General features: G+C 64.1%; 15 protein-coding genes. 6 read left to right on the forward strand and 9 right to left on the reverse strand.

Annotated features, from left to right (window positions below):
- Positions 1-181: 181 nt before the first annotated feature.
- Together A3A5_RS0119250 and A3A5_RS0119255 are read left to right on the forward strand one after the other, a co-directional pair.
- Positions 182-502: a DUF3175 domain-containing protein gene (locus tag A3A5_RS0119250; RefSeq protein WP_018312164.1), complete on the forward strand. Its 321-nt coding sequence runs from the start codon at positions 182-184 to the stop codon at positions 500-502.
- Between the two features lie 85 nt (positions 503-587).
- Entirely contained in the window at positions 588-1,610 is a 1,023-nt protein-coding gene (locus tag A3A5_RS0119255; RefSeq protein WP_018312165.1) for a class I fructose-bisphosphate aldolase, read from the forward strand.
- 14 nt (positions 1,611-1,624) lie between these two features.
- On the opposite strand, the gene A3A5_RS0119260 is transcribed toward A3A5_RS0119255, so the two are convergent.
- Positions 1,625-2,521: a LysR family transcriptional regulator gene (locus tag A3A5_RS0119260; protein ID WP_018312166.1), complete on the reverse strand. Its 897-nt coding sequence runs from the start codon at positions 2,519-2,521 to the stop codon at positions 1,625-1,627.
- Positions 2,522-2,635: 114 nt separating this feature from the next.
- Here A3A5_RS0119260 and A3A5_RS0119265 point away from each other — a divergent pair, with 114 nt between their 5' ends.
- Positions 2,636-3,607: an NAD-dependent epimerase/dehydratase family protein gene (locus tag A3A5_RS0119265; RefSeq protein ID WP_018312167.1), complete on the forward strand. Its 972-nt coding sequence runs from the start codon at positions 2,636-2,638 to the stop codon at positions 3,605-3,607.
- Positions 3,608-3,616: 9 nt separating this feature from the next.
- Positions 3,617-3,910 (forward strand): response regulator, encoded by a 294-nt coding sequence (locus A3A5_RS0119270; protein WP_018312168.1) that lies wholly within the window; start codon positions 3,617-3,619, stop codon positions 3,908-3,910.
- 102 nt (positions 3,911-4,012) lie between these two features.
- Here the strand turns inward: A3A5_RS0119270 and A3A5_RS41895 are convergent, their stop codons facing one another.
- On the reverse strand, positions 4,013-4,531 hold the full coding sequence (locus tag A3A5_RS41895) for a GFA family protein (protein WP_081623950.1): 519 nt from the start codon (positions 4,529-4,531) through the stop codon (positions 4,013-4,015).
- A gap of 141 nt (positions 4,532-4,672) precedes the next feature.
- Between A3A5_RS41895 and A3A5_RS0119275 the strand changes: the two genes are divergently transcribed.
- A complete protein-coding gene (locus A3A5_RS0119275; protein ID WP_081623951.1) occupies positions 4,673-5,191 on the forward strand; it encodes a DUF1697 domain-containing protein in 519 nt (172 codons plus the stop codon).
- A 99-nt stretch (positions 5,192-5,290) separates the two neighbouring features.
- Here A3A5_RS0119275 and A3A5_RS0119280 read toward each other — a convergent pair whose 3' ends face one another.
- Positions 5,291-5,698 carry a PPC domain-containing DNA-binding protein gene (locus A3A5_RS0119280; protein ID WP_018312170.1) on the reverse strand — a complete coding sequence of 136 codons (408 nt, stop codon included), beginning with the start codon at positions 5,696-5,698 and terminating at the stop codon, positions 5,291-5,293.
- A 279-nt stretch (positions 5,699-5,977) separates the two neighbouring features.
- Between A3A5_RS0119280 and A3A5_RS0119285 the strand changes: the two genes are divergently transcribed.
- On the forward strand, positions 5,978-6,556 hold the full coding sequence (locus A3A5_RS0119285) for a DNA-binding response regulator (RefSeq protein ID WP_232431393.1): 579 nt from the start codon (positions 5,978-5,980) through the stop codon (positions 6,554-6,556).
- Positions 6,557-6,747: 191 nt separating this feature from the next.
- Here A3A5_RS0119285 and A3A5_RS0119290 read toward each other — a convergent pair whose 3' ends face one another.
- From A3A5_RS0119290 to A3A5_RS0119315, 6 genes are all read right to left on the reverse strand, one after another.
- A complete protein-coding gene (locus A3A5_RS0119290; RefSeq protein ID WP_018312172.1) occupies positions 6,748-8,271 on the reverse strand; it encodes a class I adenylate-forming enzyme family protein in 1,524 nt (507 codons plus the stop codon).
- Positions 8,272-8,281: 10 nt separating this feature from the next.
- Positions 8,282-9,259: a nitronate monooxygenase family protein gene (locus A3A5_RS0119295; RefSeq protein ID WP_035813077.1), complete on the reverse strand. Its 978-nt coding sequence runs from the start codon at positions 9,257-9,259 to the stop codon at positions 8,282-8,284.
- A 16-nt stretch (positions 9,260-9,275) separates the two neighbouring features.
- On the reverse strand, positions 9,276-10,253 hold the full coding sequence (locus A3A5_RS0119300) for a tripartite tricarboxylate transporter substrate binding protein (protein WP_018312174.1): 978 nt from the start codon (positions 10,251-10,253) through the stop codon (positions 9,276-9,278).
- 63 nt (positions 10,254-10,316) lie between these two features.
- A complete protein-coding gene (locus A3A5_RS0119305) occupies positions 10,317-11,087 on the reverse strand; it encodes an enoyl-CoA hydratase/isomerase family protein (protein WP_018312175.1) in 771 nt (256 codons plus the stop codon).
- Between the two features lie 18 nt (positions 11,088-11,105).
- Positions 11,106-12,182 (reverse strand): acryloyl-CoA reductase, encoded by a 1,077-nt coding sequence (locus A3A5_RS0119310; protein ID WP_018312176.1) that lies wholly within the window; start codon positions 12,180-12,182, stop codon positions 11,106-11,108.
- Positions 12,183-12,184: 2 nt separating this feature from the next.
- On the reverse strand, positions 12,185-13,321 hold the full coding sequence (locus A3A5_RS0119315) for a CaiB/BaiF CoA-transferase family protein (protein WP_018312177.1): 1,137 nt from the start codon (positions 13,319-13,321) through the stop codon (positions 12,185-12,187).
- Between the last annotated feature and the right edge of the window lie 39 nt (positions 13,322-13,360).

Raw genomic sequence — 13,360 nt, forward strand, 5'->3', positions numbered from 1 at the left:
GCCGCGTAACGCGCTTCTTTCCCAGATACTCGGCACTAGCAAAACTGATTTGTTGCATCGGCGTAGCTCGCTGGTCGTCCTTAGTCTATCAACGCTTCACAGCTGCTCAACGTCGACACTCTCGTCGATTAAATCAGCCTTTCCCTAGACGGATCCCGATAACGTAGTGGGAGGACCGGAAATGGCCGCCACGAAACCCACCCGCAGGCCGGCAAAGGGGCGCGGCAAGACGCGGCGCTGGTCGCAGCAGGTGACCGGGCACAGCGATGCGCTGGACCTCGAAGCACATGTCTTCACCTCGGACAATCCCGAGGAGATTGCCGCGTCGCTCAAGCGTTCCGCCGTGAACAGCCGGCGCCGCAAGGGCACGGCGTTCCAGTCGGCGATGTCGATGCTCAACTTCTACATCAATCGCGCTGGCCGTCATCTGCCCAAGGCGCGTCGCGCCACGCTGGAAAAGGCCAAGGGCAAGCTGCGCGAAGCGTTCGGGCGGCCACCTTAAGCAGGCACTACGCGCCCTGCCTTGCTTGCGCGACGGCATTTTCGCGCCAATGCTTGTTCCTATGTCACCTGCACGGAGCCGGATCATGGACAGAAAAAGCGAACTGCAAGCCACCGTGGACGCCCTGGCACAAGCGGGCAAAGGGTTGCTGGCAGCTGACGAGAGCGGGCCCACCATCGCCAAGCGGTTCGAACGCATCGGGGTGGAGTCGAGCGAGGAAAACCGCCGCGCGTGGCGCAGCCTGCTCTTGTCGGCACCGGGTCTTGGCGAGTTCATCAGCGGCGTGATCCTGTACGAGGAAACGCTGGGCCAGCGCGCCGACGATGGCACGCCGCTGCCGGAACTGGCCGCGCGCCAGGGCATCGTGCCCGGCATCAAGGTGGACAAGGGCAAGATTGCGCTCGCCCTGGCATCCGGGGACGAGATCACCGAGGGTCTCGACGGGCTGGCCAAGCGGCTTGCCGGCTATCGCCAGCAGGGCGCGCGCTTTGCCAAGTGGCGTGCGGTCTACAACGTGTCGGACAAACTGCCGGGCTGGGCTGCCGTCCAGGCCAATGCGGAAGCGCTGGCGCGCTATGCCGCGATCTGCCAGGAAGCGGGCGTGGTACCCATCGTCGAGCCCGAGGTGCTGATGGATGGCGCGCACTCCATGGCGCGTTGCGCCGAGGTCACCGAGGCCGTGCTGCATGCAGTCTTTCATGCCTTGCACCGGCATGCGGTGGTGCTGGAACACATGCTGCTGAAGCCCAGCATGGTGCTGCCCGGCAAGGACGCCGGGCACGCGGCGCCGGCCGAGGTCGCCATGCAGACTGTGCAGGTGCTCAAGCGCACGGTGCCCGCGGCGGTGCCGGGCATCTTCTTCCTGTCCGGCGGCCAGACGCCCACCGAGGCCACGGTCAATCTGGACGCCATGAACCGGCTTGCCCCGCTGCCCTGGCGATTGTCCTTCTCCTACGGGCGCGCCTTGCAGGAGCCGCCCCTGCTGGCCTGGCGCGGCGAGTCCGCCAATGCGGCGCAAGCGCAACGGGCGCTGCTGCAGCGCTCACGGCTGAATGGCATGGCCTGCCTGGGGCAATATGACGCGGCGCAGGAGAACGCTGCGGGCTGATCCTGCCGATACGCCTACGCCCCTTCGGCGTAGGCGCGCAGCCCCGCAGCCAGCGCGGCAAACGTCACCGCGCAGCGCGCGCTCTCGCGCAGGTCCTCGTGCATCACGACCCAGGTATCCATGATCACCGAGAACTGGCTGGGCAGGACCCTGACCAGCCGCGGGTCCCGCGCCGCCAGCGCCGCCTGGCACACGCCGATGCCAAATCCCGCGCGTATCGCGCCCAGCTGGGCCAAGTCGCTATTGGCACGGAAAGCCAGGGCGTCGCGCGAGAAGGCCTTGAACCTGGCCTGCAAGCGGCGGATAAAGGCGTTCTCCTGATCGAAGCCGATCACCGCAAAACGGGACAGATCCACCAGCGACTTTGGCACGCCACGGGATGCCAGATAACTTACGTGGGCATGCAGGCCCAGTTCGATCCCGCCGACGCGCGTGGCCACCAGCGCTGCCTGCTCCGGCCGGAACATCCGGACCGCAATATCCGCCTCGCGGCGCAACAGGTCGTCTGCCTGGTTCGACAGCACCAGTTCGATTTCCAGTTCCGGATGCTCGTTGTGCAGCGCCGCCAGTATCGGCGGCAACACTTCAACGCCGATGACTTCGCTTGCCGACAAGCGCACCGTGCCACGCACACCCGCGCCGTGGCCGCTGGCGACCCGCCGCATCGCCGCAGCCGTCGCGGCAATGCCGGCGGCATAGGGCTTCAGCTCATGCGCCGCGTCGGTCGGCGCGAATCCGTCGAATGAGCGGGTGAACAGCTTCAGCCCAAGGGCAGCTTCGAGACTGTCGATGTGCCGGCCGACGGTCGGCTGCGTCAGGCCCATTGCCCGCCCGGCTGCCGACAGCGAGCCGGTCTCCAGCACATGGAGGAAGGCCCGGTACCACTCCCAGTCTGGTTCGCGCTTGGGCATGGCTATGCATTTATTTATAGGAACCAGCCGATTATAGGCAATTTCCTTTTAGCCACAGAGCTTGCAGACTGAAGCTGTTTTCAGCACTGGTGCCAACTCAAAAGGAGATTAGCCATGTCCAAAGTCGCTCTCTTCGGCGCGGCCGGCGCGATCGGGCAAAGCGTGGCCGCCGCGCTGCGCGGCAAGGGCCGGCCCTATCGCGTGGTCGGCCGCAGCGCGGGCAGCCTGCGCACAGCCTTCGGAACGGACCCGCTCGCCGAAGTCGTCACCTGGAATCCCGATTCACCCGAGTCGGTGCAAGCCGCCGCCAGCGGCATCGAGACGCTGATCTATATGGTCGGCGTCGACTACTGGCAGTTCCAGCTGCACCCCGAACTGATGCGCAAGACCCTGGATGGCGCCGTGGCCGCTGGCGTCAAGCACTTCATCCTGATCGGCACCGTCTATCCCTACGGCCGGGTACAGACCGGCAACCCGGTCCGCGAAAACCATCCGCGCGAGCCGCACACGTTCAAGGGCCGCATGCGCAAGGCCCAGGAGGATCTGCTGATGCAGGCCGATGCCAGCGGGCGGATCCGCGCCACGGTGCTGCGGCTGCCTGACTTCTATGGCCCGGGCGTGCAAGCCAGCCTGCTGCACCGCGCGGCGCAGGCGGCGGTGAATGGCGGCACGGCTGACATGATCGGGCCCCTCGACCCGCCGCACGAATTCGTCTACGTGCCCGACGTGGGGCCCGTGGTGGCACGGCTGATCGACACGCCGGCGGCCTTCGGCAAGATCTGGCACCTGGCTGGAGCCGGTGTCACGACGCAGCGTGCGCTGGTCGCGGAAATGGAACGGCAGACCGGGCGCACGCTGAAGCTGCGCGTCGCCGGCAAGACGATGCTGCGCCTGCTGGGCCTGTTCAACCCGTTCATGCGCGAGCTGGTCGAGATGCATTACCTGATGACAGACCCGCTGGTCATGGACGACTCGGCGCTGCAGCGGCTGATCGGGCCGATTCGCAAGACACCGTATGTCGAGGGTATCCGCCAGACGCTGGCCGCGGTACGGGAGACCCAGCCCACGGCTATCGCTACCGCCTGACAGGCCATCATGGCTGGCGAGAGCGCGGAGGCCGCCGCACCTGTCCGGTCGCCAATCGAAGCCCCGTCCACGATGCACACCTTGCTGTATGTGGAAGACAACCCTGCCAACCTTAAGCTCATGGAGCAACTCCTCGCCCGCCGGGCAGACGTGCATTTGTTGTCCGCGGCCACCGGGACTCTCGGAGTCGAGCTCGCGCGCACTCCCCTGCCCGATGCGATCGTGATGGATATCCATCTGCCGGACATCAATGGCATCGAAGCACTGGGACGCCTGCGCGAAGACCCGATGACAATGCATTAAGCCCATGCCGACTGTACCGTCGACTGGCTGCGTCCTTCCACCATCTGATCGTCGCTCGTGATGCCACCAATATAGGCGGATCGAACCCTTGGTGAAGCAAGCTCACGCCCGATGACGCTCGGCTTGATAAGCCTCAATCTTTGGGAGTATCGCCAGACGCCGCTCCAGACTCTCCGCTGACCAGTACCGCTCACGATCGTAGTACTCCGCAACAGATGGCACGGTATCTGGGATGATGACCCAAGGTTGCTTCGATGATGTGTAGATATGAATATCTGGGGGGAGCAAGTCTGGATTGTCTAGAGTACCAACACGCATAAAGCGCAGTATCGGCCCCGAACCTGCATAGCTGCTCCACACAGCCACATGGCACTTGGGACATCTGGCAATCTCTTGCCCCTGGCCACTTGCCGATGGGGTGTCGACAACCTCCGGCTCTCCAGACAAGAGCGAGACCCGGTCGGCTTCAATCATTGCATTGAGGGCAAATGATGCCCCGGTCTCTCTCTGGCACCAGCGGCAGTGGCAGCAGTGCACAAACAGAGGCGCTGTTTCAATGCGATATCGGACGGCTTGGCAAGCACAACCACCTTCTGCGGGGAAAATCTTGCTTTTTGTCACTTTCCTTATTCCTCTACTTGAGGTTTATATGGACATCGGGATTTGCATAATAATTGGTATTATTGACAGCCATTACCGTATCCCTGCATGTACCGTTGACCGCAAGCTGTGTAGCGGCTCGCCAGCGATTACGAGATAGCCATGTCCCGATACGTAGCCTTTCTTCGCGGCGTCAGCCCGATGAACGCCCGAATGCCCGAACTCAAGCGCTGCTTCGAGGCCGCGGGCTTCTCCGAAGTGAAAACCTTGCTCTCCAGCGGCAATGTCGTGTTCAACGCGCCATCGTCGTCACTGGCCAGCCTGGAGCGACGCGCCGAGAAGGCGATGCAGTCTGAACTGGGCCACAGCTTCGACACCTTCGTCCGGCCGGCCCGCTATCTCCAGAACCTCATCGACTCGGACCCCTTCGCCGAGTTCAGCCTTGCGCCTTCGGCCAAGCGGGTTGTCACCTTTCTCCGCCGCCCAGTGTCGCCAGACGTGAAGCTGCCCATAGAGCGCGACGGCGCAAGCATTGTCAAGGCCAATGCCACGGAAGTCTTCAGCGCCTACGTGCCCGCCCCGAAGAAAGGCCCGGTGTTCATGAGCCTGCTCGAACGCTCGTTCGGGAAGGACATCACCACTCGCACGCTCGATACGGTCATCAAGTGTGCCAGGGCATAGGCTTCATGCGTAAGGCGATCGCCCGGACACTTGCACCCAATGGCCGAAATGGGTCCGAAAGACCTCACCCATCCACGCTGCACGGGTGTTGTTTCGAGGCTACACCAGGGGCGGTTCATTCCGTACCACCAGTTCCATGAACCCTGAGCTCAGGTCGTACTCCCGGGTGAAACGATGTTCGGGAAGCAGCGCCAGCAATATCTCCGCGGTTGTACGGACCGTGCAACCGCGTGCCACATGACCACCGAACACTCGACCACGCGAGTCCGCAATCGACATGTGCAGGTGCGCTCCATCCGATGACAGGGATCCGGCCAGGGTCAGGATTTCCAGATTGTCACGCAGTTCGGTAGGGTCTTCGGCCCCGGCAAATCGCAATTGGGCAACGCTAAGGCTCCCGATGCCCTGGATGACGAAGGCCGCATGCAGCTTGAGCTGACTCAGCACGTCTTCGAGTGCGACACGCAGATCGTCGCCGGGAGAGAGGCGTAAGGGATGTGCTTGCATCGCGCGGTTCCAGGTTGGGGCTCCGTGACAGGTTAAGGCGAATTGAAACCGATCGCAATTGAGCACCAGCTTTCGCACATTGGCGTCTTGCTCTGCGCGGCACAAGGTTTCGGCAGTCTCCAGCCTCCGGCCTGGGTCGGTCGCGGAACACGTTACGTTACACGTAACACCTCCCCGCGGCTGCCAGCCGTCCGCACAGGCCGGCAGGTCTGCTTCAACCTCCCGGAAACCCGCAGCAGGCCTGCCTCCCGCGCTTGCGCGCGATGGCACGAGGCTGCCTTGCCAGAGCTGGCATTGCCCTTGCTGGTTCTGGTGCAAGGCGCAGGCCACGAAGCCAACGCCGGCAAACCGGAGGAGACAAGGATGAGCTGGACGAACCGTGGAGCGGCCGCCTGGGAGCCAGTCCTGGGGCGCAGCCGCGAGGCACATGCCGTGGTGATCGACGACATGCCGGTGTACCGGCACGGAGTCATGCACCTGCTCGGAGAAATGCCGGGCATTGGCCGGGTGGAACTCATGGAAACGGACGCCCTGGCGGCACGCAACGTGCGCCTGCCGGTTCCGGCATTGCTCGTGTTCGGCATGCCGCCGGATCTTGCCGACGGCTGGCACCTGCTGCGCCAGGCCAGCCTGGTGCTAAAGCCCAGGCGCCTGCTGCTGGTATCGGACAATATGTGGTCGCGTCTGCCGCCAGGCCTCGACAGCCGGTTTGCCCGCTCCCTGTCCCGGTCCGCTTCGCTCGCAACGATCGAACGGGACGTGCGCGCGCTGCTGGACCTTCCGCCCTGTGCGGAAGCCCCGCCAGGGCAAGACGCCGGGTCGGTAGCGTTCCAACGCCCGTTCCACGTGCTCGCGTAAGTCGTTCACGCGGCTCCGGATACCGGCAACCGCCGCACACTTATAGAGCCGTAGCTTCGAACGCGAGGCGCAAAGCGCATCAACAGCCAAGGGCCCGAGTCGCGTAAGGTGGCTTCGCCAGGATTCCGGGCGAAGCCATTCGCGCAGGCTCAGTTGTCCTCATCTGCACACCAGAGCGAGCGCATTCCCTGTCACGTCGGACGTTCATGCGATGTATCGACCAGCATTTCCAGCAAAGCGCGCTTCAGTACTTTCCCGCTTGATGTCATGGGCAAGGCATCCACTTTCATAATGCGTCCCGGACGCTTGTAGGGTGCGAGGTGGCTTCTCAAATGGAGTGCCAGAGATTGATTGTCGAGCGGCAGGTTCCCCATAGTTTCAACAAAGGCCAGAATTTCTTCATTGCCATCAGGCTGCCTGTGCCCGATAACGGCCGCATTGCGAACAGAAGGATGCCGCAGCATTACCGTCTCGATTTCCCCCGGATAGACATTGAATCCGGAACGGATAATCATTTCCTTTTGTCTGCCGACGACAAACAAGGCCCCATCCGGCGTCTGCATGCCGATGTCACCGCTGGCATACCAGCCACCTGGCCGCATGACCTCGGCCGTCGCCTGCGCATCGCGGAAGTAGCCGGGCATCAAGCCCACGCCCCGCAGCCAGATCTCACCTTGCTCCCCTTGCCCGGCATCATTTCCATCCGGACCAACCAGGCGTAATTCCGCGCCCTCAAGCAGATTGCCCGACGAACTATCGTCGCGAGGCTGTCCATACCGCACCATGGTCGCCCCGCCGGCATACTCCGACATGCCATACCCGTGATAGACGGGCTGGCCAAGCCGAGCCTCGATGACGCGCTTCAGCGTCAAGTCCAGCGGCGCGGCACCGGAGTACACGTACCGCAGGTCTGGGCAGGCGGGATGCCGGAGTCCCTGCTCGTCGAGCCACGACATCAACCGACTGAACATCGCCGGCGGCCCCTGCAGGATGGAAATGCCATGATGTGCCAGAGCATCGAACACATCCGCCGGATCGAACCGGCTGCGCATGACCAGACTGCTTCCTGCGTAGAGCGACGCCATCAGCATGGCCCCCAGCCCGAAGATATGCGTCATCGGAAGATAGGCATGGGAACGATCCGCCGGCGTCATGTGGCGACACTCCGTCGCCGCCTTCGCATAGTGAAGAAGGCCCTTGTGAGTGACCGGAACACCTTTTGGCGCGCCGGTCGTGCCGGATGTGAAGATGATTGCAGCGACCTGCTCCGCCAGTGGTGACGGCTCGGATTGCGCATCCAGGCGCACAGGGCTTCGCGACAGCCCTGGCAGAACCGACGGCTGACAGCCGTGTCTGCGCCCATGCGTTGCCGCATCGCTGGATATTCCAACGGTAAAGTATGCGACGCGTGCATCTGCCTTGCGGGCGAAAGTATCGACCTCCCCCGCAGCCATCCGCGCATTGATGCTGCAAGCCCATGCATTCACCCGGCTGCAAGCCAGGATCAGCGCCACATGCTCCGGACAATTCTCGGCCACCGCGAACACCCGGTCTCCGGGCCGGACCTCCAGCGTCCGCAGTTCGAGCTCCAGTTGATCGACCCAGGGGCCCAGGTCCGCAAACGTCAGGGCGCCGCCCAGCGTATGCAGAAAGACCCGGTCAGGCCCGGATTGCAGGCGCAGATCAAACAGCTCGTGAATGCTTGTGGCTTGCATGATTTCCACCCTATGCCTCGGCGAAACAGGAACTCGCCCGCTTCAAGTTGGCGCGGCACTCTTCGACCATGCCCTGAATCAGATCCGCGCAGCTCGGAATATCGTCAATCAGACCGACCACCAATCCCGCCGATACGGCGCCTGCGTCGACATCGCCGCTGGCCAGTGCCGCACGCCCGCGAGCGCCCGCCACCAGGTGCCGGATTTCGGAGAACTCACACCCGCCGGGTTGGCGCTCCATTGCAACCACTTCCTCCGATATGGCATTGCGCAGCACGCGTGAGGTGTTACGCATGGTCCGGAACATCAGCCGCGTGTCGCGCTCGGTAGCTTTCACCAGCGCCTGCTTGATATTTATATGCACTGGCGACTCGTGCGTCGCCAGGAAACGGGTCCCCATGTTCACCCCCTCCGCCCCGAGCGCCAGCGCGGCGGCCATGCCTCGCCCGTCGGCGATTCCCCCGGAAGCGATCACCGGAATGTCGAGCGCACGCACTGCCAGCGGAATCAGGACCAGGCCGGGTATATCGTCTTCTCCCGGGTGGCCGGCACATTCGAAGCCGTCAATACTGACAATGTCGACACCATTGCGCTGCGCCGACAGCGCATGGCGCACGGCGGTGCATTTGTGGACGATCGTGATGCCGTGCGCCTTCATCCGGTCGATGAACGCCGCGGGACTATTGCCTGCGGTCTCGACAACCTTGATCCCGGCATCGAGGATCGCCTGGAGGTAATCCGCGTAGGGCGGAGGCTCGATCGTTGGCAGGATGGTCAGGTTGACGCCAAATGGCCGGTCCGTCATGGTCCGGGTCCGCGCAATCTCCCGCGCGAGATCATCCGGGGTCGGTTGCGTCAGCGCGGTCAGGATCCCCAGGCCGCCGGCATTGGAAACGGCCGATGCCAGCTCCGCCCTGCCTACCCATTGCATGCCGCCCTGGAGAATGGGGTACTTGATGCCCAGCTTTTCCGTGACACGTGTTTTCATGGTCTCCATCCCGACTTCAGTTCGCGGCGCGCAGATTCAGGCGCCTGATCAGTTTCCGTTGACGTTCAAACTGCTCCTGGGCGTATGCCGCGTAGGCAGTGCTGTTCAGGTAGGCATTCTCCAGCTCGAGCCGCTCCAGCGCTGCCCGCCCTTCGGGCTCGTCCAGAGCCTTTTTGAAAGCATCATGCAGTCGCTGCACCGTGGCAGGATTCATGCCTTTGGGTCCGACCAGCCCGAATGGCGCCATGGAAACCATGTCGTATCCCACCTCGCGCAGCGTCGGAATGTCCGGATACCGCCTGGTGCGGTTCGCCGTCCACATCAGCAACACGCGCGCACGTCCCGATGTGGTATGCGGGGTCAGCGGGCCGCTGGCGATGCCGATGTCCACATGCCCCCCGAGAAGGGCATTCACCAGATCGGCCTCACCCTTGTAGGGAATGTGAGTCAGCTCAATGCCGGCCTTGTCCATGATTTCTTCCATGGTGAAATGCATGGTGCTGTTGAGGCCGGCCGAACCGAAGCTGATCTTCCCGGGATGCTTCCTGGCATCGGCAACCAGTTCATTCCACGTCTTCCATGGCGCATCCGCGCGCACCGCCATGCCGAACCCATAGCCAGCCAGGTGGATGATGTAAGTGAAGTCCCTGAGCGGGTCGAAGGCGGTCTTCTGCATCTGGGGGACGCGAAATGCAGCCTCCGGGATAATGCTCAGGACATAGCCATCCGGTGCCGCCTTCATCAACTGGTTAGCGCCGAGCAGGCCCGATGCACCCGGCTTGTTCTCAATGACGGCCTGTCCCAGGGTCTTGCCAAGCGAGGGCTGCATGGCGCGCAGCAGGGCGTCTGTCGCACCCCCAGCTGCATACGGCACGACAAGTGTCACCGGACGTGTCGGAAAGCCTGATGCATGCGCGCGGCTGCCGGCCGCCAGCACGGTCGCATACGCGGCAGCGGCGCCGAGAAGCTTCCTGCGTTGGATATCAATGCTCAAGGTTGTCTCCCTGATTTGAGCCGGGAAGGGCCGCAGAGGCGGCACCCAGCCCCGCGGATTGGACTATCTGTCCTTGAAATCGGCCTTGCGCTTCTCGATGAACGCTTGCATGCCCTCGTTGGCATCTGCACTCTGAAATGCCAGCGTGATCAGGTCTGCCTCGATGCGCAGCCCGTCTTCCAGGCTTGCCGACGTCCCGCGTGCAACGGACTCCAGAATCAGGCGGGACGCGGTCAGGCTGTACTGTGTAAGCGGGAGCAGGAACTCACGTCCGGCGCCAACGAGGTCGCCATGGTCGATCACGCGGCTCACGAGGCCCGCAGCCAGCGCTTCGCTGGCATCCAGGACGCCGCCCGACAGCATCAGCTCGAGCGCCCTTGCCTCGCCAATCAGGCGAGGTAGCCGCTGCGTACCGCCATAGCCGGGGATCAACCCGAGCTTTATCTCCGGCAACCCCATCTTCGCGGTCGCTGTGGCAATGCGGAAGGTACAGGCCAGCGCAATCTCCAGGCCGCCGCCGAAGGCATAGCCCTGGACAACGGCAACGGAAGGCATCTTCAGCCGCGCCAGTCGGGAGATCGTTGCCTGCCCGCGCAGCGTGTCCTGCTTCTGTGCGGCCAGCGTGCGCCCGTTCAGCTCCCTGATGTCGGCGCCGGCGCAGAACGCCTTGTTGCCGGCGCCCACCACGATAAGGCCGCGTGCGTCCGAATGCTCGATATCGTCCAGCACGCTGTCCAGTTGGGCCAGCACGGCAAAGCTGAGCGCGTTCAGCGCGTCCGGCCGGTTCAACGTCAACACTGCGAAGCCGTCTTGGTACTCTACGTTCACAAACATGGTGTTCCCGGATTGAGGTTAATCAGTGAATGCGATGCCGTGAGGCCGCTGGAAGCCAACGACCGTACGCCCTGTCGCCAGTCCTGCCAGCATCCGCCCGATGCGGTCTGGCAACTGGTCAAGCGCGACGATCTCCGCGCTCTCGCCCAGATGCGCAGGCTTCAGGTCCGTGGCAAGGCGCTGCCAGAGCGTGGCTTCCAGGTCGCCATAGAAGCTGACGTTGACGCCAATCAGCCGGATGCCGCGCAGGATGAATGGCAGCACCGACGTGACCAGCTCGTTTCCACCCGCGTTGCCTACGCTGGCAATCACCCCGCGTGGCTGTACCGTGCGCGTGAGCCAGGCGAGCTGCGTGCCGCCCACGCTATCGATCGCTCCGCTCCAGCGGGCGCGTTCCAGCGGCTTTGCGCAGTCTTCGATGCTGCCGCTGCGGATGACTTCCGCGGCTCCGAGGCGCCGCAGCATGTCGTCATGATCCACCTTGCCGGACATGGCCGACACGCGATAGCCGAGCCTGCTGAGCATATCCACGGCCATGCTCCCCACGCCGCCGGTGGCGCCATTCACAAGGACGCTGCCGGCTTCTGGTCTCATGCCGCTCTCCTGCAGCAGGTGCACCGCGAGCGCTGCGGTAAAGCCGGCCACCCCAAGCGTGGCGGCCTCCAGCAAATCCAGCCCGTCCGGAACTGGCATCACGCGTGCGGCGCGCAGCCGCACGTACTCGGAGAAGCCGCCATCTTCGTCAACGCCAAGCCCGCCGGCGTACGCCATGACGGCATCGCCTGGGCGAAAGCGGGGATCGGTGGAGTCGACCACCACGCCGGTGACATCGCTGCCGCCGACACGGGGAAAATGGCGGATCACGTTGCCATGGTCGGTGGTGGCCAGCGCATCCTTGTAGTTGAGGCCGGCGTAGGCGGAACGCAAGACGACTTCACCAGGCGTGAGCTCGTCCAGCGACACGTTGGCGATGCCGGCCCGGACGCGCTCGCCGCGACAGATCCGGAATGCCTTGAAGGACGGCGGTACCGCGGTGGCAGCGTGGTACGCGGAGTGCCCCGTTGCGCCCGCACTGGAGAACGTAATGGCTGCCATGGTCACGCTCCGATGACGTCGCGCCATTGCCCGGCCTCGGCACCGCCCAGCCAGGCCTGCAGCGCCGCCAGTGCGCCCGCCTCGCTTGGCGCCGCGGGGGGGCTCGGCAGATCAGCGCGGGTGCGCGAGAACTTCGGCGCGGGCGCCGGTTGGATGACCCCGTCGACCTCGACAAAAGTACCGCGCGCCTTGAGGTGTGGGTGCCGCGGCGCTTCGTCGAGCGTCAGCACCGGAGCGAAGCATGCATCGGTGCCCTCCAGCAGTTCGCACCACTGGTCTCTCGTCCTGGTGCGGAACCGTTCGGCGATCAGCGCCCTGGCACGCTCCCAGCCGTCGCGGTCGTCTTGCGGCGGGAACGTGTTGGGATCAAGATCAAGCCGCATCAGCAGCTCTTGGTGGAATTTGCCTTCGATGGGGGCCACAGACACCCATTTGCCATCGGCGCACGGATAGACGTCATAGAAGTAGGCGCCCGCGTCCAATACATTGGTGCCGCGTGCGCCCAGCAACCCTGCCATATGCATGCCAATGGTGGAGGCCGCCAGCGCGGCGGTGCCGTCCACGATCGCGGCGTCGACCACCTGCCCCTGCCCGGATTGCCGCGCTTCGAGAATGCCCGCCAGCATGCCGAGCGCAAGGTAGAGGCCGCCGCCGCCAAAGTCTCCCACCAGGTTCAATGGCGGCGTAGGCGGCTGGCCCTTCCGTCCAATCTTGTCGAGCACGCCGGTCAACGCGATATAGTTGAGATCATGGCCCGCAGCCTGGGCCAACGGCCCATCCTGCCCCCAGCCGGTCATGCGCCCGTACACCAGGCGTGGATTGCGCGCGAGGCACACCTCGGGCCCAAGCCCCATCCGCTCTGCCACGCCGGGACGGAAGCCTTCGATCAGGCCATCGGCTTCCTCGACCAGCCGCAGCACAAGCTCCCTGGCGTCGGCCTGTTTCAGGTCGAGCGCGATGACCTGCCGGTTGCGCAGCAGCAGGTCATACTGCAGCGGACGTTTCAAGCCGAGGCCGCTTGGCTCGCGCCGTTCGATGCGCAGCACCGTCGCGCCGAGATCCGCCAGCGCCATGGCCGCCATCGGGCCGGGGCCGATGCCGGCGAGTTCAACGATCTTGATTCCCTTCAATGGACCCATTGCGGTCTCCGGTTCGTTGGCATAACGCTCAGGCTGTGC

The organism is Cupriavidus sp. UYPR2.512 (assembly GCF_000379565.1).
Taxonomy (GTDB): domain Bacteria; phylum Pseudomonadota; class Gammaproteobacteria; order Burkholderiales; family Burkholderiaceae; genus Cupriavidus.

Coding starts and splice junctions, on each gene's coding strand:
- A3A5_RS0119315 (WP_018312177.1), bottom strand. CDS start 13,321: ATGGGTCCATTGAAGGGAATCAAGATCGTTGAACTCGCCGGCATCGGC.
- A3A5_RS0119260 (WP_018312166.1), bottom strand. CDS start 2,521: ATGCCCAAGCGCGAACCAGACTGGGAGTGGTACCGGGCCTTCCTCCAT.
- A3A5_RS0119295 (WP_035813077.1), bottom strand. CDS start 9,259: ATGAAAACACGTGTCACGGAAAAGCTGGGCATCAAGTACCCCATTCTC.
- A3A5_RS0119310 (WP_018312176.1), bottom strand. CDS start 12,182: ATGGCAGCCATTACGTTCTCCAGTGCGGGCGCAACGGGGCACTCCGCG.
- A3A5_RS0119250 (WP_018312164.1), top strand. CDS start 182: ATGGCCGCCACGAAACCCACCCGCAGGCCGGCAAAGGGGCGCGGCAAG.
- A3A5_RS0119270 (WP_018312168.1), top strand. CDS start 3,617: ATGGCTGGCGAGAGCGCGGAGGCCGCCGCACCTGTCCGGTCGCCAATC.
- A3A5_RS0119265 (WP_018312167.1), top strand. CDS start 2,636: ATGTCCAAAGTCGCTCTCTTCGGCGCGGCCGGCGCGATCGGGCAAAGC.
- A3A5_RS0119280 (WP_018312170.1), bottom strand. CDS start 5,698: ATGCAAGCACATCCCTTACGCCTCTCTCCCGGCGACGATCTGCGTGTC.
- A3A5_RS0119305 (WP_018312175.1), bottom strand. CDS start 11,087: ATGTTTGTGAACGTAGAGTACCAAGACGGCTTCGCAGTGTTGACGTTG.
- A3A5_RS0119255 (WP_018312165.1), top strand. CDS start 588: ATGGACAGAAAAAGCGAACTGCAAGCCACCGTGGACGCCCTGGCACAA.
- A3A5_RS0119290 (WP_018312172.1), bottom strand. CDS start 8,271: ATGCAAGCCACAAGCATTCACGAGCTGTTTGATCTGCGCCTGCAATCC.
- A3A5_RS0119275 (WP_081623951.1), top strand. CDS start 4,673: ATGTCCCGATACGTAGCCTTTCTTCGCGGCGTCAGCCCGATGAACGCC.